Source organism: Arsukibacterium sp. UBA5043 (assembly GCA_002415085.1).
GTDB lineage: Bacteria > Pseudomonadota > Gammaproteobacteria > Enterobacterales > Alteromonadaceae > Alishewanella.
The window spans coordinates 123,037-141,226 of the sequence record DIBV01000013.1; the positions used below are offsets into that span (position 1 = coordinate 123,037).

The window sequence follows — 18,190 nt, forward strand, 5'->3', positions numbered from 1 at the left end:
AAATCGCAGCACAGGCAGCGTATAAACAAAACTGCGACACAAGTTTACCAATTCCACGCTGCTCAATTTTAGTGGTTGGTAAACTGCCCATGCCGGCTTGATTAAAAAATATCAATTTATGTGACTTATTGTCCGTGGTGATTACCCTGCGCCCGGTAAATACTTTGTCAGTACCAACTGCTGGAGTATATACCATGAAAAATCAGCACAAAACAGACGATTTAACAGTGCCCTACGAAGAAGAAGTTAACGGTTTTACTATTTATATAGAAGATAACCCTGACCGCTGGTGCGGTGGGTATATCTGGTCGGTGTGTCAGGATGGAATTGAATTCGATTCCGGGCTGGAGTTTGATGTGGCTGATGCAGTTTACAGTGCCAATAGTGCTATTGAGGTGTTGCTGCAGCCTTTACTGTGTTGACAGACGGAACTTATAAGCTAAAGGCGGTTTTAAAGCTGTTAACTCGTCGGCTATCTGAATATAATCCAGCACTTGGTTGTATGTCTGATGTTATTTTCTGAGGCTTATGAAACGGAATTCAATTCCTGTTGTTGATCTTTTCGCCGGTCCGGGTGGTTTAGGCGAAGGTTTCTCTGCGCTTAATGACGGCAAGTCGTTTCATATAGTAGTATCCGCTGAAAAAGACCCTGTAGCTCATCTCACCTTACGTTTGCGGGCTTTTTATCGCCTGTTGCGGTCAGAGCGTCCGGAGCTACTTTCAGACTATTACTCCTACTGCCACGGCGAAACAACCGAGCCGTACAGCGAAGCTTCCGAATATTTATGGCGAAAAGCCGGTGAAGAAGCGTTATGCATCGAACTCGGCACTGAAACCGGTAATACCGAGTTAGACAAAGCCATAACTTGTGCTCTTGGTAGCACGCCTAATATTCCGTGGGTATTAATAGGCGGGCCGCCATGCCAGGCTTATTCGCTGGTTGGCAGAGCACGTAACAAGGGTAAAGCAGACTATAAAGCCGAGGGAGACAACAGACATTTCTTATACAAAGAGTACCTACGTATCATTCAAAGATACCGGCCAGCCTTGTTTGTAATGGAAAATGTTAAAGGACTATTGTCTGCCAAAGTGAATGACGGTCTTATTTTTCATGAAATTTTACGCGACCTCGCTTGCCCGGAACGGGCGATTGAAGGCGTTTCTGACGGCGTGCGGTATAAAATCTTTTCGATGGTGTCTGACCAATCTTTTTCGGCCGATGATGATCCGGCCAAACTGGACGCTAACTCTTTTATTATTAAAGCCGAAGATTATGGTATCCCGCAAGCTCGTCATCGTGTGATTTTGGTAGGTGTAAGGGAAGAACAGGTATTCGGTGCTATGCCCAACCTTGTAAAACAGGCGGAAGTGAGTGTTGAAGACGCAATCGACGAGTTACCAAAGCTTCGCAGTCGTTTAAGCAAACAACCTGATTCTCCCTGCTTTTGGGCAGACAATGTAGGCAAGATGTTAGATGAATTAGCCGACAGTGCTATTGAATACGCTATGCAAGATATTGCTACTGGTTTAAGACAAGCAGCAGCTAAGTTACAAGAGCGCTCTGATTATGGTGCAAATGTATACCCAAAAAAGTATGATGCTGAGACAGGTTCTGAGCAGCTAGATGCCTGGTTGATAGATAAGAACCTTTCTGTTTGGTTAAATCATGAAAGTCGCTCACATCGAATTGACGATTTAGGCCGTTATGCTTATGCGGCAGTCTTTGCCGAACAACACAATAAATCACCAAAAGGGCATGCTGAATTTATGCTCCCAGGCTTGGCGCCAGCTCATAAAAACTGGGAAAGCGGCAAGTTTTCAGATCGCTTCCGGGTGCAAACACGTCACGGCCCTTCGACTACCATTACCAGCCATATATCAAAAGATGGTCATTACTTTATCCATTATGACCCGGCGCAAAGCCGCAGCTTGACTGTGCGTGAAGCTGCACGCCTACAAACCTTCCCGGATAATTACTTTTTCCAAGGACCACGGACGGATCAGTTTCATCAGGTTGGTAATGCTGTGCCTCCATTACTTGCAAATCAAATCGCCGCTATTGTATGGGATTACATTAACGGCGATAACACAGGTTAAATTTCAAAACCCATTTCTTCTAACTTATTCAAAGTTGCCAGAGCTACGGCGCATTGTTTGTCAGACGGTATCTTTTTGGGGATCGCAGTACAGGTCTCAAGTATGCCTCGCTCTTTTAGGCTGAGAAGATCTTTACTGGTTCCCCATGCCAAAGCTGAGCGCCATAGTTCTGAGCCCAGTTTAAAAACTTCAATCTCGGCGTTTACACTCTGATCAAGTTGCGCAGTACGTTTTGCATCTTTTGATCTGCTTATGGCGAGTTCGTTTGAAATACTTATTTTGTCAGGCTTAAGCATATAATCAGCTTTTCTCTCAGCCACCCATTTCCAACATATTTCTTTTTTCGCCCATTCCCTTGGATTTTGAAGCCCTTTGGGGGGATTTATAATAACTTCTTGTGAAATTCTACCCGCCTCTAGTAAAGCAATATTTAATTGAGTTGGTAATGATTGATTTTTCCAGATCCAGTCCAAATCAATAACTTTGTCTATTTCGTTAAGATCAAAAACCAGTTTACTTATGCCATAGGTAACAATATTGGCCCGACAATCTCCTTCGTACCAATCCGCTTTTGAAACCAAATTTTCCATAGCACGGAATAAGATAACTTTAGCGATATGCCTTCTAAACCATAATTCATCAAAAGACTCGCCGTTATTTCCCCATGTTTTACCAATATTTTTTGCAAACTCGGTAAAATTTTTCTGTGCGCCCAAGCTCACAGTATGTGGTAAGCAGCTAAAGGTATTTTCAATTTTTGCCAGCTCTGTTTTGGTAAAGAACTGGTTCCTCGGAAACTCGGTGTCAAATTTTTTCCGTTCAGCAATGGTTCGACGGGCGCGTTCGTCAGCATATTGGCCTCTTGCCCGTTCATAAAACCACTTGGTCTCGCGGTATCCCGACTCGCCAGCTGGCGCCAGTAATTTACGTGATAGTCCTTCCACTCTGACGTGGAAAGGGTGGTTAGCGAAGAAATCAGCCGCGTTAACTTTATTTTGGCTGTTGGCGTACTCAGAAATCTTTGGAACTACTTGCTCAGAAAGCAAGTTTGGCACTATTGTGAGCTTCATTTGTACATGCACGTTTTTTAGTTGCTGTTCAAACAGCTTTCTGGCCGCATGTAGAGATGCAGTGGTTTGGCCTCCATTTACAATCTGAAGGTTGCTGGCATTTGACAGGGCGAGGCCATGTTCAGTTTTTTCCAGTTCAATACTATCTGCTGTCGCACTTAAACCGTTGTTATAGGCAAAGAACATATGGGGCTCGTCTCTGATTGTATCTCTGATACCCTTGTTAACCTTACCTCGCGCTTGCAGAAAACTTCTGACATTTGCTTCAAGTAATCTTGGTCCCCATTTTTCATAAATGCTTGCCAGTTGCCAGCCCGGTATAACGGCAAGATAGCTCTCAAGGGTGTCACCGCCTGTCGAGGCTTTAAGGACAGGTACACTGCCGCCAAAATCGTCGGCGAAGTTTATTACCAGATCCGCTCTTGCCTGCCCTTGCTCAACAAACTGCTTGAGTCGCTTTAGATCCCAAACGCTCAGGCTAATTGGTTTATTATCCAATGGCTCCAGGGGCTCGGCATCAGAGCGCGCGTTGAAACTGGCATTCGTGGCAACGATAAATTTAATTTTTTCTATATTTTGCCATCTAACGCTGATCAATTGAGCAAGACTGAATCCATTACTGCTCTCCTCCAGCGAACTTCTGAAGTTTGCATCTAAACTGGCTTCTAGGAAGCGATATAACCTTTTCTGAAAGCTCTCTGCATCGGCTTTGTTAATCGCTCGGACTTCATTAGTGTTGGCAAAATCGCAGAGAATTAAAGTTAGTATGTTGGCGTTTTCTGCCGGGTCGCCACCATATCCATCAACCTTAAGAACTGACTTGCCAACTGATCCCTCGTAATAGGCTCTGTTCGCCTCATCTATCTCGCCGGTCTCGGTAAGTAAGTCAGTTACTTTCTCAAAAAAAGCTTCTGCTGTAATTAACCCCTCAACGTCTGCATCACCCTGGATATCCGCAATTAGCTCCCGGTGAAAATCGATTAATTCACTCATTAGCATCACTCTCAAGAATCAGACTTGTTGGATCCTGGTCTGTTATAAATGCACTGCAGGCATCCAGTGCTATTGAATACCTCACCATTTCCACGCCCGGCAATAGGGGGGCAGTAATACGTGGGAAGCCATTCTTTACTTCATAAGTTTCATCTGCAAATAAATGCCAGCGGCGCTCTTCGTAATCATTTGCTGGGTCATAGCCGGTTGAATAAAGAGACTCTTCCCATTTATCAAGAGCGTTAGTTGAGTTTTGAAATAACTTAGCTGTCATCTCTACATGATCATGCAAAGTTAAGCCATCGGGGCTGACGGCTGATGCCACGTTTTGCACATTAAGAAAAAGGCGACAATCTTTGATATCAGCTAACTGTTCTGCTGACGAAATAGAGGCATAGGGTTTGGCAGCAACTCTCTTAGTTTTAACTTCGATGCAGGTATTTATGAACTCGAAATCCCTAGTTGCTCCGCTAGGTCCTGTCCATCCTTCAATGGCCATATCAGGGCCAAGCTTTTCAACTAATTTACGTAAGTACGCTAGCTCACCAACCAGGCCTCGCTGTTCTTCAAGGGTTAAGCCGTTCGGTTTACCGCCTCGAAGCAAGTGATGCCAGCGATATGTCCTTTGTATGGTTCGTGACAATGCATCATCGATATTTTCTGCTGATTCGCCTGCATCTACTACATCGCGGCAAAGTGTTTCGAATACATCAATTTGACTCTGATCTTTAAGGGTAAGAACAAAAGCATAGCCTGTAGTAACGCCTCTAAAATTCGCACTTAAGTTTTTAAGTTTGGGTAAGCGGGGTAATGGATCTGGCTTCTCCAATAAACGAAGCATTAAACTAGGTATACCAGCTTCTGGTCTTACCCAGAAAAAATCATATTTACCGCCTGCATTGACCCTTAATGCCTCACCCTCACTTAACTTATTCCAAGGACTCTCAGATTTAATCATCAGTTAATAAATCCTCGTCTTCTTGATACTCTCCAAACATCTCTTCATACCGTATCGTATTAACTAAATATTCAACTTTATCAGATGGTTTATTTGACACAGGTAAGCTCATTCCCCAAGCCACCACTGGTGACGATGGAATCAGTTCAGCCTTTGGATCACTTTCTCGACCTTTAGGTGGGGTTGCCTGAACATAATAAATAATTAGAAGAGGGCGGTCTCTAACCTTTCGATATATACCATCAGGGTAGTTTAATTTTTCATTTTGGGTTTTCTGTTTATTTATCCGGTACTCTTCTTCCGCCTTTTCGGCTTTTATTGGATCGACACCAGCTTTCTCAACTCCTCGGCTGGCAACTCGCATTTTTTTGCCACTGAAGGACATGAAGTTATGCTTCAAGTCATCTATGCACACATAACGTTGAATGGGTATTATCTCAACTCCGAGAGAATCATCATAAGTTCCTTTGTTCAGACTTACGATTAATACATCCCATTTAGAAACCTCATCATCTTTTCTTTGACGTAGGTAGGCTCTTACCGGTTCAGTTTTTGTTAGGATGCTTTGTTCAGCGTTGTCCCAACCCGATAAAAAATGATCAACAATATCAAAGTCAATCCCAAAAAATAGTTGGCCCCATTTACAAGATTCTTTATGGAAGTCACCGTCAAAGCATTTTGCTATTAGCTCTCTAGCTAGACGTATATTATTTTCAATGCTTTCTGGAGCAGTTGATACTTTTGAAGTTTCAATAAATTCGTTTGATAGGCCTACAGAGGAAATTATTTTTCTTCCTGAGCCCATTTTGTTTCTTGCCGTAACCAATAAAGAAGCAGGGTGACTCCTCACGGCTAGACCAAATTGTTCTGGAGTAGCTTTTGCCTTTTCCATATCTTTGAGTTCATCATGTAACTCATTTGTAGCATTAGCTATAAAGCTGTACCAGCCAATTGCTTCATCAGGCATCCATATGCGACAGAGATCTTCATACCCTGTACGATAGCCAAACCAGCGTCCCATCTGCATCAACGTGTCGTACATCATAGTGTTACGCAAAAACCACGTTATTGTAAGGCCTTCCAGTGTTAAGCCGCGTGATAGCGCATATCCCCCAACTGCAATATATGATTTCCCTTTTGAACCGCTTCTCTCTTTTGGGTATTCGAGGAATCCGGAGTCTTTGTTAACCACAACAACAGAAGTTGCAGCTATAGCATCATGCAACTGTGCTTGGATTTTTGACCAATCAGCAAAATTATCTGCAAATTCTTCTTCCCATACTTGTTTTAAAGCGAATATTTCTGGGTCGTTTAGTGCCGCCTCACCTAACGATGCATTTAGCCTTACAGAGTTCTTAATTGTCTCAACGACATCATGAACTCTGTTTCTTATCTGTTTCTGTATAGGGTTTCGCCAACTTGCGTTTATTAACATAGAGCTGTGTTTGTGCTCCTCTCCCCTTAGATTACGAATGGTTCTTGCAAGCAAAAAAGATCGCACTGCTTTTATTAGTGAATTAGGTACACCATTTAGAATAAAATCCTGCTTGTGATTTATCGGGAGAATGTCTTCGTTGTCTTGTATAGTTCTAAGCCATTGCGGCTCGCCGTCATCAGGAAGACCATCAATAAACACTTTAGTAGCCCCAAAGTAGTTATCTGGTGCATCTAAGCCAATAATAAAATCTGCAGGAAATAAATCCTCCCCATGCATATCATCGTCTTGGTCAGGATCTATGAAGATGTTTGCGAAAGGTGTTGCAGTGTATGCTACATAACAACTTCTATGAAAAAGCTTAAGTAGGTCCCGGATTTGACCGTTTATTGTTGTTACGAGCTTCTTCCCATATTTTGTATTAATACTTGCGTTATCAGCTTCATCGTCAATCAATAGCATAGGCTGTTCTATCATTTGCTGGTCACCAGAAGCGCTATTGTCTTTTAACCAATCAAGCAAGTTCTGCAGGGTACGATGATTCTTTTTAATTACTAAAACAACCGGTTCGACATAATCATCAATTTGACTACGGTCGCTGTCAGCTCTGTTTTTATTAAAGTCATGTATTCGTGTAGTTAGCGTTACTGGTCTCCTTTCTGCACCAAAGTTGCCGGCCCCAATAACATACTTTCTGCCACCAACCATTCGACCCCACTCTTTACCTGAGTCAAAACCTATAAAGCCTTCATCTATTCTTTCCTGAGTCTGATTCCTCAGGTTTGTGTGGATACCGGCAATAACAATGATTAAGCGATAACCTGCGTCTGCTGCTTTACAGATTAATCCTGTGTAATTAGCTGTTTTTCCACTTTGAACATGCCCAACAACCATGCCACGACGATCCCACTGTTTTTCCAGGTAAGGACTTCCCAATCGGCTTAAAATAGTGTCCGTGACTTTGTCAGTGGTTCTAATTACGTCTTTAGGTAAGCCATTTTGAAGTAGCAGTTTTTCATACCTTGACCAGTAATATGGCGTTATTGAAGCTTTTGCGTCATCTAACCACGGCTCGAACCCTTCACCATCGACAATCGCTCCCAGCCCTGCTTTGATACCTTGCTTAAATTCTATCTCCCTCGCCAGTTTTTCTATCTCTTCGTCATTCAATCCTGGCGGAAAAACAGTTGCTACACTTTTAATGAACTCACGTAGCTCGGATTCAGATTTTCTAGGCTGACTGAATAAACCCATTTCCACCATATCTTTAACAGTATCAAAAATCGAACTCATGATTTCTTCCCTAAAAACTCTAAAAGTAATTCATTCGCTGTTTCCCAGCGGTCACGAAGATACGGGTTAGCTTGCATGACGTTTTTTATTGCGTCGGTGTTTACACCATTTTTTAATAAGGTTTCTGCAAGTGAATACACAAGATTCCGTAAATCTTCTATTTCCGCCTCAGCTGATACTACAGCTTCCGGGTTACCTACTAATTCGATATGAAGTGTATCGATAGGTAAGCCTGAACCTACCAGACGCAGACAGCGATAAAAGCCATCTTTAAGATCTTCGGGCAATTGATTGGCATAAGAGCAAAATACCGGGTGGTCGAGATTGGGCTTAAAGCTTATTTGCCCGTTGGCGATTACGCGATTCCATAGGGGGTGCAAATCCTCATCAACTAACTTTTTACCTCTGGCACTGTAGGTTCTTTTTGATGTGCCAACAAAACGCTCAATGATCCGCTTTAATCGGTCGCGTACTTGGTGCGGTAACTGAGCTGAAGCTTTTTTAACATCAATTTTCCATTCAGAATCCATAGTGTTGGGAATATCAATAGCTATTCTGCAGAGTTTGGTTAGCTCCGTTTGCTTTGTAAGCCCAAGCCAGCCACCGGCAATGATTAATCTATCTTCCCTGTAGATATAAAGCCCCTGTGATTTAACATGACCTTCAGGCCCAGCTAATTCATCCCAGTCATCAGAATCCATTTTTCTGTGATGCGGCAATGTATGACAGCGAATTATGACATCACCTTTGCTAAGGGTAATTACCTCTTTAGGATCTTTTTGTGTTGCCGGGTGGTCACTGCAAAGTGGATCAAGTGGCTTTAGTTTTCGATCATTGAGGTATAAACACAATCGTGGTTTAGTACCTTCCAGAAAACGATGAAAAACCTGGCATAAATGCCTTTCTGCTTTAACAAGTTCGGCGTTTGCATGCTCAATAGATTTTCCCTGAGGCAGACTTGTTTCACCAAGAAGTCTGTCGAGTTTCTCCCAAATAATTGCCGTGCCTTTTGAAGTTAACAATTGGTAGTGGGTCAGCTTTTCCGGAGTGTCGATGATGGCTAATGTCCAATCATTTTTAAAGGCCACATGGTCAAGATCCCACCTTGCACAGGTATCTTGTCCATCTTTTCGGCTAATTACGGTAAGTTGTCTGCACTGTGAGAAACTTGCGCTTTTCATGCCAAGGCCAAAGCGACCAAGATCTTTCCGTAGTCTTTTGTGAGTTGGATTTTTGGCACCAAGCTTCATGGCCTCCACAAGCTCGGATTCGTTCATTCCGCTGCCATTGTCAACTATCGCAATGTAAGGCGAATCTGACGAGATGATTGCAGTGATTCGAATCTCTGATGCGCCAGCAGTAATTGAGTTATCTACAATATCAGCTAGTGCGGTTTCAAGGCTGTAACCAAAATCTCTGTGCCCTTCAATAAGTGAGGATGCATAGGGTGCAGCCTGAACTTCTCTGACCTGGTATCCTGCATCAGTAGCAAACTCCATTTATTACCCCAAATTCTTCCATGAACAAAGTTTGCGAATTATATATCGCACCCAATTACTAATATGATTAGCGCGGAAAAACCCTAACACATTGATATAATTCTGTTAAGGTCAGGCAAAAACAAATAATACAATAAACTAACACCTAATTTAGAAACTATCTAGACTTTGTTATTTTTAAAAAATCACTGGTTGAATTGAGTTTGGAACATAATGACCGACATACACTCCAAGGCTGTCCGAAGCAAAAACATGGCTGCCATCAAAGGTAGAAATACCAGGCCTGAAATGTTGGTACGCAGAGCATTGCATACAGCCGGATTCCGCTACCGGTTGCATGTTGCCAACCTGCCGGGCAAACCGGATCTGCTATTTCCTAAATACAAAGCCGTTATTTTTGTCCAGGGCTGCTTCTGGCATCAGCACCAGTGCGCTATGTTTCACTGGCCAAAAACCCGCACCGAGTGGTGGAAGCAAAAAATAAGTTCAAACAGGGCACACGATGAAGCAGTGCAAGACAAACTGCGCGAACTGGGCTGGCGGGTATTGCTGGTTTGGGAGTGTGCGCTCAAAGGTAAGACTAAGGTGCCGTTGCCACAACTTACTGACGAGATTGCACATTGGCTGCGCGACGGCAGCAGCTTTGCTGAGCTGCCTGAAGTTGTAGAATAAAGAGTTCAGACGCTGGTTGTAGTTTATGGTTTTAAGTCGATGCTATTGGCTTCACTGGCTGTAATGACGGTAATCTGATTATTATGATTGAGTATTCCGGGTCCGTTTAAGCTGCTCTTCCTGCAACAAAAACTGCCTGCGTGCTTCTTGCTGTCGTGCCCGCTGCTGAAGCATCTGTTCTACCTGTACAGATTCATTCCATGAGCCCCGGGTTACAATGCGCTTCACGTCGCTGTCAAAACATAAAGCAGGGTTCTGCGTCCAGGCGCTGTAAGTTACCCGGGTAAATAGCAGAGTGGTAGTCGGACAGGATTGATAGCCCTTTGCAGCCATTTGGTTTTCCCAGTAATGGCTAACACCATAATAGCTTGCGAGCATTAGCCCAAAACTACCTAACAACAGCCCGCTGAAAATCCGGTTAAATTTTTTCTCTAAGGACTGAGTGTGCAAGCTAAACTTGTGAATAATTAACCTGGTTGCGACCCAAACGATAATTACTAAGCAAAAAATACCGCCGCCAAAAGCTAATCCATGCATGTCGCTGTGAATAATAAGCTGATGGCCACTTGCAACTTGTTGCTGTTGATTCGATAGATCGTATAGCAAACCCCAGATGACCAGAGGTAACAGAAGCAGGCAAAACAACAACAAACCCAGACCTGCAGCATTCTGCTTACTCGTTAAAGCCATAATTGAGGTCTTCTTCGCAATAATTGGTTGATTTTGTCTGTCGCAGTTTTATATAGACTTCGTTTAACATATAGGACTGTTGAGGATGTGACATAGACAATGCCAGCATTAACTTTATCCAATAGAGATTTTTCCTGATATTCAAACCATTGAATCAAAGATTTAGTAATCTCAAATTTTTTGTCAATAACATTAAGTGTATAACCCACCAGCAATGATACGGCGACGCCTACAACGATTGGCACCACAGCAACGACAGCTGCACCCATAAACAAAGCGATGCCTGCAGCTGCCAGATACCCTGCAGTGCTGGCAATGGCAATTTTAACTAAATCTGTTGAGATGCCCGCCAACCAATGTGTCCAGCGATATTCATCTTCAAATAACCATTGGATACTATGTAAAGTAACAGAGAAGATCACCGATACAAGAAAACCACTTTTGGCGGAGTTTTTCAGGCCTTCTGTCCCTACTGCCATCTTTATCATCAGGGTTTTTGTTGCCAGATAGCGAGTGCCTTTAACGATAAGACGAGCCCGGTGATTACCCTTAAAAATAATATAATTCCTACCATTCTGAGTAACCATGCTGTAAGTTTCGAAGAAGCGGCTTCCACCCTTCAAGTCAGTTCCCAGTACCAACATGGTGGCCAAATCATTGCCAGCCGCGCCATAGTCACGACCCAAGGCTAATATTTGGGTCGTTGGATCTAAACCAGTCAACTGTTTGAATGAACTATCAATTTGAGACTGTGATTTGCCCTCCTGACGCTGTACTGTTAGCCAGAACTCGGCAAGTTCTCGTGCGTTAAGTACATAAATATCCGCTCTGCTTTCAGCTAAATCCTCAGCCAACTTTTGTTCTGATTGAAAGCGCTGTGCGTGTTGAAGTCCTTTGCGAGCAGTCATTACCAATCCCTTATTCCGTCATGCCGTTTAAGATCACTATCTTAATAAGAAATCATTTAATTGCAATTTAATTGTTTATTTTTTGTATGTAACTGCCTCCGTGTGGTGAGTATTGCAGCATGAATAATTTAACTGATGGCGATATAAAACAGTAGCTGCCAACATGTTTTAGTAAGTAGTATGATACCGCTAGATAAGACCCTTGGATGACTGCTATGCAAGCACTTGAACTTAAAATCCCGCCGGTTGTTTTGGTAGTGCTGTTTTCACTAGCAATGTGGCTGGTGGCGCTATGGCTGCCGCCTTTGGCCTTGCCTGCGTTGTGGGGACAGGTTTTGGCTATTGTGCTGGCTGGTGCCGGTAGCGCGGTGGCGTTAGCGGGTGTACTGGCATTTCGCCGCGCTGATACCACCGTAGATCCGCGCGTGCCGCAGCAAACCTCCAGTCTGGTTATTAAAGGAATTTACCGTTATAGCCGTAACCCGATGTATCTGGGTTTTTTACTGCTGTTAACTGCACTGGCTTGTTATTTAATGAACGTAGCAGCCTTGGCAATGCTGCCGCTGTTTGTGCTGTATATGAACCGGTTGCAGATAGTACCGGAAGAGCGCTATTTGCTGGAAAAGTTTGGTGCTGAGTATCAGGCCTATACCAAGCAGGTAAGGCGTTGGTTTTAATTTGACAGGTTTACCGGTGGTTTAATCAGCGACTCTGCCGGAATGCCCAACCCCTCGTGCAGCCGCCAGATCATTTTCAAAGTAAGCGAGCGTTTGTGATTTAAAATTTCATAAACCCTGTTACTTTTACCAATCATTGGCTCCAGGTCTTTAACTGTTAAGCCTTTTCGTTCCATTTCAAACTTTATAGCCTCAACAGGATCGGGCAAATCCATAGGGAAATGTTTAGCCTCATAAGCTTCAATCAGCGTAACCATTACATCTAACTTCTCGCCGTCCGGGGTATCCGGCTGAGCCAGCATCAATTGCTCGACTTCATGCAATGCCGCGCGGTAGTCGGCATCATTTTTGATAGGTCTGATATCCATCATTGTTTCTCCGGCGATTATATCGTTTGCACATCAATCTGATCATATTGGCTGTGAGTGCCGACAAACCGCACATAAACGACTTTATATGCATAATTAATCCAAACTACCAGCCGATATTTATTACCAGCTATGTTGAATACCACTCTGCCATCTTTGAGAATACTGGCATGCCTGAAATCTTGTTTTACATCTGCAGGCGAATGCCAGTCTGCACTTAATACGTGGCGATGCCAGGCGAGAATAGGCTCTTTGGCATCACTATATTCTGGTTTGTCCTGCCAGAATGCTTTTAACGTTGAGAGTGCAATAATTCTCATAGCGCAATTATAGTCCCATTATGGGACTTTGCAACGGTGTGTTTTTTTATCCGTCATTCAGTTAGTACCTTACCCCAACAGCGGTTTTAAATACTGGCCGGTGTAGGATTTTTTGCAGTCAGCTACCTGCTCCGGGGTGCCGGCTACCAGGATTTTACCGCCGCCGTTACCGCCTTCAGGGCCTAAGTCGACTATCCAGTCGGCGGTTTTTATCACGTCCAGATTATGCTCTATCACCACTATAGTGTTGCCGTGGTCGCGTAACCGGTGCAGTACGTTCAGCAGTTGCTGAATATCGTAAAAATGCAGGCCAGTGGTCGGTTCGTCCAGAATGTACAGGGTTTTGCCGGTGTCACGTTTACTGAGCTCGCGAGCCAGTTTTACCCGTTGTGCTTCGCCGCCCGATAATGTGGTAGCCGACTGGCCCAGCTTAATGTAGGTTAAGCCCACATCCTGCAGCGTTTGCAGTTTGCGTTTTACCGCCGGGATTGCTTCAAAAAAGGCCAGCGCGTCTTCCACTGTCATATCCAGCACTTCGTGAATATTCTTGCCTTTGTATTTAATTTCCAGGGTTTCGCGGTTGTAGCGTTTGCTTTTGCAGACATCGCACGGCACGTACACGTCGGGTAAAAAGTGCATTTCTACTTTTATCAGGCCATCGCCCTGACAGGCTTCACAGCGCCCGCCCTTTACATTAAAACTGAAACGACCAACCTGATAACCGCGTGAGCGCGCTTCTTGGGTACCGGCAAACAATTCACGTACTGCGGTAAAAATGCCGGTATAAGTGGCGGCATTTGAGCGTGGGGTGCGGCCTATCGGGCTTTGATCAATATCGATTACTTTATCGAAATGCTCCAAGCCCTTTATTTCATGATGTGGCGCCGGATCAGCACCCTCGCCTTTATTCAGTACCCGGTGCGCGACCCGGTACAGCGTGTCGTTAATTAAGGTGGATTTTCCCGAGCCCGATACCCCGGTAATACAGGTCATTAAGCCGAACGGCAGCGCTAAATCGACATTTTTCAGGTTATTACCGCTGGCACCGGTGACTTCCAGCCATTTATCGGTAAGCGGGGTGCGTTCTGCCGGCACGGCAATTTTTCGGGTACCCGACATATACTGGCCGGTTAGTGATTCAGGCTCGGCCATTATCTGCTCGAGGCTGCCCTGCGCAACAATGTAGCCGCCATGCACCCCCGCGCCGGGGCCAATATCAATAACATGATCGGCCAGACGCACCGCGTCTTCGTCGTGTTCAACCACAATAACGGTATTGCCCAAATCGCGCAGGTGAGTCAGGGTGCCGAGCAGGCGCTCGTTGTCGCGCTGATGCAGGCCAATTGAAGGTTCATCCAGCACATACATCACGCCGACTAAACCAGCGCCAATCTGGCTGGCTAAGCGAATACGCTGCGCTTCGCCGCCTGACAGGGTTTCGGCGCTACGCGATAAATTCAGATAATTAAGGCCCACGTTTACCAGAAAGCTCAGCCGATCCTGAATTTCTTTTAATACTTTTTCGGCAATTTTTGCCTTTTGGCCCTGCAGACTAAGCTGCTGGAAAAACGCCAGACAGTCACCAATCGACAGCTCAACTATTTCGGGCAGGTTAGTTTTACCAATAAACACATGGCGCGCTTCGGTGCGTAAGCGGGTGCCATGGCAGCTGGGGCACGCCTGAGTTGCCAGATATTTACTGAGCTCTTCGCGCACCGAGTTAGATTCTGTTTCGCGGTAGCGCCGCTCCATATTAGGCAAGATCCCCTCAAACGGATGGCTGCGCAGCACCACATCGCCGCGATCGTTCAGGTATTTAAAATCGACTACGGCACTGCCACTGCCTTGCAAAATGGCATCCTGCTGTTTTTTAGACAGGCTGCTAAAAGGCACATCCAGCTTAAAACCGAAATGTTCAGCGAGGGATTTGAGCATTTGAAAATAATAAAAGTTACGTTTATCCCAACCACGAATAGCCCCGCCAGCCAGGCTCAGCTGGTTACTGACAATGACTTTATTCGGGTCAAAAAACTGCTTAACCCCCAGGCCATCACAGCTGGGGCAGGCGCCGGCCGGGTTGTTAAACGAAAACAGCCGTGGTTCCAGCTCGGTCATCGAATAACCACAGGTCGGGCAGGCGAAGTTAGCCGAAAATACCAGTTCGGCCGCGTCTGGTTCATCCATAAAGGCCACTTTAGCCACCCCACCGGACAACGCCAGGGCGGTTTCAAACGATTCAGCCAGGCGCAGCTTAATGTCGTCGCGCACCTTAATCCGGTCGATGACCACTTCAATGGTATGTTTTTTGTGTAAAACCAGGGTAGGCGGATCGGATAAGTCACATACTTCACCATCAATCCGCGCCCGGATATAGCCCTGAGCGGCCAGGCTTTCCAGGGTTTTAACATGTTCGCCTTTGCGCTCCTGCACCACGGGTGCCAGCACCATTAATTTGGTGCCTTCAGGAAACTCAGTCACTTTATCGACCATCTCGCTGATGGTTTGCGCTGCTAAGGGCTGATCGTGTACCGGGCAACGTGGCTCGCCAACCCGGGCAAATAACAGCCGCAGGTAGTCGTAAATCTCAGTAATAGTGCCGACGGTTGAACGCGGGTTATGTGAGGTAGATTTTTGCTCAATAGAAATAGCTGGCGACAAGCCTTCAATATGATCGACATCGGGCTTTTCCATCATGCTTAAAAATTGCCGGGCATAAGCCGATAACGATTCAACATAGCGGCGCTGACCTTCGGCATACAGGGTATCAAAGGCCAGTGACGACTTGCCCGAGCCCGATAAGCCGGTGATCACAATTAACTTGTCGCGTGGAATTTGCAGGGAAATGTTTTTCAGATTGTGGGTGCGGGCACCCCGAATATCAATTTTATCCATAGCGGTTTCCGGTTATCAGCAGTGAGGGCACGAAGGCTGTACAAATATACACTACATGGCATTAATAAAAAACCAGCTAATTCAGCTAACTTAGTTTAGCGGGTGTTGTAACCTGAAGCTATAAGGCTGTTAATACGCAGATAATTCTAAACTGGTCTGCTAACCGGATATAAAAACCGGATCAGATAATAACAATAGCGCAAAATGGCTGTTTGTTAACGTTTAGCAAGTTAACGCGCGCGGCTTCTATGTTACACTTGCGCGCTTATTCCGGCTGTTAATTAAAATTAATGGATCAACTGAACGCTCTAGAAAAACGCGCGGCGTTATCGCTGGCCCTGGTCTTTTCTACCAGGATGCTGGGTCTGTTTATGCTGCTGCCTGTCTTTGCGCTATATGGCACGGCACTGCTTGGTTACTCTCCATTGTGGATAGGCCTGGCCATTGGTGCCTACGGTCTGACTCAGGCTATTTTACAGATTCCATTTGGCTGGTTATCCGACCGGATTGGCCGGCATAAAGTCATGTTGCTGGGTCTGGCGTTGTTTGCTATTGGCTCAGTTGTGGCTGCATTGGCCGAATCTGTTTACATGGTCACTTTTGGTCGTGTTTTACAAGGTGCCGGTGCTATTGCCGGCGCAGTGCTGGCGCTGGCTGCTGATCTTACCCGTGACGAACAGCGGCCTAAAGTGATGGCAATTATCGGTGCCAGCATCGGTCTATCATTTGCGTTGGCGATGATTGCCGGACCGCTCCTGGCCAGATGGGCTGGTTTAAGTGGCGTATTCTGGTTTACGGCAGTGCTGGCTTGCTGCGCGATGTTAATTGTGGCGTTTCTGGTACCTAAAAGCGTTAGTAAAGCGCCTGCTGCTGAAACGCTGGCTGTGCCAGCAACTTTGCTGAATATGTTAAAACATCGTCAGTTATTACAGCTTGATATTGGCGTTATGCTGCTGCATTTAATGTTAACAGCAATGTTTGTGGCGCTGCCGGTATTGTTCAGTCAGTATCAGTTGGCCGCTGACCAGCATTGGCAGGTGTATTTGCCGGTATTGCTGGCCTCCTTTGTATTTATGGTTCCTATGATGATTATTGCCATGCGCCGCCAGCAGGAAAAGGGCTATTTTTTGCTGGCGATCGGGCTGTTAATTATTGCCATGCTACTGGCCTTTACCGCCACAGGTTTATGGTGGTTAGTTGCCGCTTTGTTATTGTTTTTTACTGGCTTTAACTTTTTAGAAGCCAGTTTACCAGCCATGGTGTCAAGGGTAGCGCCAGCCGGCCAGCGCGGCAGTGCAATGGGTATTTACTCCAGTAGCCAGTTTTTTGGTGCCTTTGCCGGTGGTGTTATTGGTGGCCTGGTTGCCCAAAAATTTAGTTATGTAATGGTGTTTGCCGTTCTGGCCGGTATTGGTTTAATATGGCTGCTTATTGCCCGGACGATGCTGGTACCTGCCCGGGCTCAGCGCTTGTCGTTGGCAGTGCAGGTGACATCAGAGCAAGACGCCAGCGTGCTGGCAGCCCAGTTAGCGGCCCTTAACGGTGTGCAGGAAGTGACTATTTTACTGACCGAACAACGCTGTTATTTAAAAGTCAGTTCGCAGCAATTTGATCTGGCACAGGCCAAATCATTAGTTGGCATCGACCAACTCTAATTTTTTCAGGAGAAATCGCATGGCGCGTGGAATTAACAAAGTTATTTTAATTGGCAATCTGGGGGCCGACCCGGAAGTGCGTTACATGCCACAGGGCGGTGCCGTCGCCAATATGACACTGGCAACCTCAGAAAGTTGGACCGATAAAGCCACCAACGAGAAAAAAGAGCAAACTGAATGGCACCGGGTAGTGATTTATCAGCGTCTGGCCGAAATTGCCGGTGAGTATCTGCGCAAAGGCAGCAAGGTTTATATTGAAGGCAAGTTGAAAACCCGTAAGTGGACCGATAAAGACGGTGTTGAACGTTACACCACTGAAATCGTGGCTAACGAGCTACAAATGCTGGATGGCCGCGGTGATGGTCAACAGCAGGGCGGCGGCATGAGCGGTGGCCAGCAGGGTGGTTATCAGCGTCCGGCGCAACAACAGCCAGCCCAGCAAGGCGGTTATCAGCAACCACAGCAAGGTGGTGGCTATCAGCAGCCATCGCAGAATGCGCCGCAACAAGGCGGTGGTTACCAGAAGCCGGCTCAGCAGGGGAATCAGCAGCCGGCACAGCGCCAGCCAATGGAACCGCCAATCGACTTTGACGACGATATCCCTTTTTAAACCGTATAAAAAAGCCTGCTTAGTCAGGCTTTTTACTTTATCGCGGCAGGTGA

15 protein-coding genes are annotated in these 18,190 nt (G+C 45.5%); 6 read left to right on the forward strand and 9 right to left on the reverse strand.

Annotation, left to right across the window (positions count from 1 at the left end; translation table 11 throughout):
- Positions 1 to 194 precede the first annotated feature (194 nt).
- Together B2Q61_RS12065 and B2Q61_RS12070 are read left to right on the forward strand one after the other, a co-directional pair.
- A complete protein-coding gene (locus tag B2Q61_RS12065) occupies positions 195 to 422 on the forward strand; it encodes a hypothetical protein (protein WP_290620646.1) in 228 nt (75 codons plus the stop codon).
- Between the two features lie 106 nt (positions 423 to 528).
- Positions 529 to 2,097 (forward strand): DNA cytosine methyltransferase, encoded by a 1,569-nt coding sequence (locus B2Q61_RS12070; protein ID WP_290620644.1) that lies wholly within the window; start codon positions 529 to 531, stop codon positions 2,095 to 2,097.
- Here the strand turns inward: B2Q61_RS12070 and B2Q61_RS12075 are convergent.
- From B2Q61_RS12075 to B2Q61_RS12090, 4 genes are read right to left on the reverse strand one after another with little or no spacing between them, the layout of a single operon-like run.
- Entirely contained in the window at positions 2,094 to 4,160 is a 2,067-nt protein-coding gene (locus tag B2Q61_RS12075) for an AIPR family protein (RefSeq protein ID WP_290620642.1), read from the reverse strand. The genes B2Q61_RS12070 and B2Q61_RS12075 overlap by 4 nt on opposite strands.
- Positions 4,153 to 5,118 carry a PD-(D/E)XK motif protein gene (locus tag B2Q61_RS12080; RefSeq protein WP_290620640.1) on the reverse strand — a complete coding sequence of 322 codons (966 nt, stop codon included), beginning with the start codon at positions 5,116 to 5,118 and terminating at the stop codon, positions 4,153 to 4,155. The genes B2Q61_RS12075 and B2Q61_RS12080 overlap by 8 nt, the downstream gene beginning before the upstream one ends.
- On the reverse strand, positions 5,111 to 7,846 hold the full coding sequence (locus tag B2Q61_RS12085; protein ID WP_290620638.1) for a Z1 domain-containing protein: 2,736 nt from the start codon (positions 7,844 to 7,846) through the stop codon (positions 5,111 to 5,113). Before B2Q61_RS12085 ends, B2Q61_RS12080 begins: the two co-directional genes overlap by 8 nt.
- The gene (locus B2Q61_RS12090) at positions 7,843 to 9,345 is read right to left on the reverse strand and encodes an ATP-binding protein (protein ID WP_290620636.1); all 1,503 of its coding nucleotides are present in this window, start codon (positions 9,343 to 9,345) and stop codon (positions 7,843 to 7,845) included. The genes B2Q61_RS12085 and B2Q61_RS12090 overlap by 4 nt, the downstream gene beginning before the upstream one ends.
- Positions 9,346 to 9,558: 213 nt before the next feature.
- Between B2Q61_RS12090 and B2Q61_RS12095 the strand changes: the two genes are divergently transcribed.
- On the forward strand, positions 9,559 to 10,017 hold the full coding sequence (locus B2Q61_RS12095; RefSeq protein WP_290620634.1) for a very short patch repair endonuclease: 459 nt from the start codon (positions 9,559 to 9,561) through the stop codon (positions 10,015 to 10,017).
- Positions 10,018 to 10,098: 81 nt separating this feature from the next.
- Here the strand turns inward: B2Q61_RS12095 and B2Q61_RS12100 are convergent, their stop codons facing one another.
- Together B2Q61_RS12100 and B2Q61_RS12105 are read right to left on the reverse strand one after the other, a co-directional pair.
- Positions 10,099 to 10,707 (reverse strand): hypothetical protein, encoded by a 609-nt coding sequence (locus B2Q61_RS12100; protein ID WP_290620632.1) that lies wholly within the window; start codon positions 10,705 to 10,707, stop codon positions 10,099 to 10,101.
- Entirely contained in the window at positions 10,698 to 11,615 is a 918-nt protein-coding gene (locus B2Q61_RS12105; RefSeq protein ID WP_290620630.1) for a hypothetical protein, read from the reverse strand. The genes B2Q61_RS12100 and B2Q61_RS12105 overlap by 10 nt, the downstream gene beginning before the upstream one ends.
- A 215-nt stretch (positions 11,616 to 11,830) precedes the next feature.
- On the opposite strand from B2Q61_RS12105, the gene B2Q61_RS12110 reads away from it, so the two are divergent.
- On the forward strand, positions 11,831 to 12,292 hold the full coding sequence (locus B2Q61_RS12110; RefSeq protein WP_290620628.1) for a methyltransferase family protein: 462 nt from the start codon (positions 11,831 to 11,833) through the stop codon (positions 12,290 to 12,292).
- On the opposite strand, the gene B2Q61_RS12115 is transcribed toward B2Q61_RS12110, so the two are convergent.
- From B2Q61_RS12115 to uvrA, 3 genes are all read right to left on the reverse strand, one after another.
- The gene (locus B2Q61_RS12115; protein WP_290620873.1) at positions 12,289 to 12,660 is read right to left on the reverse strand and encodes a helix-turn-helix domain-containing protein; all 372 of its coding nucleotides are present in this window, start codon (positions 12,658 to 12,660) and stop codon (positions 12,289 to 12,291) included. The genes B2Q61_RS12110 and B2Q61_RS12115 overlap by 4 nt on opposite strands.
- Positions 12,661 to 12,677: 17 nt before the next feature.
- Positions 12,678 to 12,980: a type II toxin-antitoxin system HigB family toxin gene (locus tag B2Q61_RS12120; protein WP_019677520.1), complete on the reverse strand. Its 303-nt coding sequence runs from the start codon at positions 12,978 to 12,980 to the stop codon at positions 12,678 to 12,680.
- Between the two features lie 69 nt (positions 12,981 to 13,049).
- Entirely contained in the window at positions 13,050 to 15,872 is a 2,823-nt protein-coding gene (uvrA, locus tag B2Q61_RS12125; RefSeq protein ID WP_290620625.1) for an excinuclease ABC subunit UvrA, read from the reverse strand.
- A gap of 290 nt (positions 15,873 to 16,162) precedes the next feature.
- Between uvrA and B2Q61_RS12130 the strand changes: the two genes are divergently transcribed.
- On the forward strand, positions 16,163 to 17,527 hold the full coding sequence (locus tag B2Q61_RS12130; protein ID WP_290620623.1) for an MFS transporter: 1,365 nt from the start codon (positions 16,163 to 16,165) through the stop codon (positions 17,525 to 17,527).
- Between the two features lie 19 nt (positions 17,528 to 17,546).
- The gene (ssb, locus tag B2Q61_RS12135; protein WP_290620621.1) at positions 17,547 to 18,137 is read left to right on the forward strand and encodes a single-stranded DNA-binding protein; all 591 of its coding nucleotides are present in this window, start codon (positions 17,547 to 17,549) and stop codon (positions 18,135 to 18,137) included.
- Positions 18,138 to 18,190 lie beyond the last annotated feature (53 nt).

Bases quoted from the DNA above. Each gene is read 5' to 3' on its own strand.
- B2Q61_RS12120 (WP_019677520.1), bottom strand. From the start codon at position 12,980: ATGAGAATTATTGCACTCTCAACGTTAAAAGCATTCTGGCAGGACAAA.
- B2Q61_RS12100 (WP_290620632.1), bottom strand. From the start codon at position 10,707: ATGGCTTTAACGAGTAAGCAGAATGCTGCAGGTCTGGGTTTGTTGTTG.
- B2Q61_RS12115 (WP_290620873.1), bottom strand. From the start codon at position 12,660: ATGGATATCAGACCTATCAAAAATGATGCCGACTACCGCGCGGCATTG.
- B2Q61_RS12095 (WP_290620634.1), top strand. From the start codon at position 9,559: ATGACCGACATACACTCCAAGGCTGTCCGAAGCAAAAACATGGCTGCC.
- B2Q61_RS12080 (WP_290620640.1), bottom strand. From the start codon at position 5,118: ATGATTAAATCTGAGAGTCCTTGGAATAAGTTAAGTGAGGGTGAGGCA.
- B2Q61_RS12085 (WP_290620638.1), bottom strand. From the start codon at position 7,846: ATGAGTTCGATTTTTGATACTGTTAAAGATATGGTGGAAATGGGTTTA.
- B2Q61_RS12070 (WP_290620644.1), top strand. From the start codon at position 529: ATGAAACGGAATTCAATTCCTGTTGTTGATCTTTTCGCCGGTCCGGGT.
- B2Q61_RS12130 (WP_290620623.1), top strand. From the start codon at position 16,163: ATGGATCAACTGAACGCTCTAGAAAAACGCGCGGCGTTATCGCTGGCC.
- B2Q61_RS12110 (WP_290620628.1), top strand. From the start codon at position 11,831: ATGCAAGCACTTGAACTTAAAATCCCGCCGGTTGTTTTGGTAGTGCTG.
- uvrA (WP_290620625.1), bottom strand. From the start codon at position 15,872: ATGGATAAAATTGATATTCGGGGTGCCCGCACCCACAATCTGAAAAAC.
- B2Q61_RS12105 (WP_290620630.1), bottom strand. From the start codon at position 11,615: ATGACTGCTCGCAAAGGACTTCAACACGCACAGCGCTTTCAATCAGAA.
- B2Q61_RS12065 (WP_290620646.1), top strand. From the start codon at position 195: ATGAAAAATCAGCACAAAACAGACGATTTAACAGTGCCCTACGAAGAA.
- B2Q61_RS12090 (WP_290620636.1), bottom strand. From the start codon at position 9,345: ATGGAGTTTGCTACTGATGCAGGATACCAGGTCAGAGAAGTTCAGGCT.
- B2Q61_RS12075 (WP_290620642.1), bottom strand. From the start codon at position 4,160: ATGAGTGAATTAATCGATTTTCACCGGGAGCTAATTGCGGATATCCAG.
- ssb (WP_290620621.1), top strand. From the start codon at position 17,547: ATGGCGCGTGGAATTAACAAAGTTATTTTAATTGGCAATCTGGGGGCC.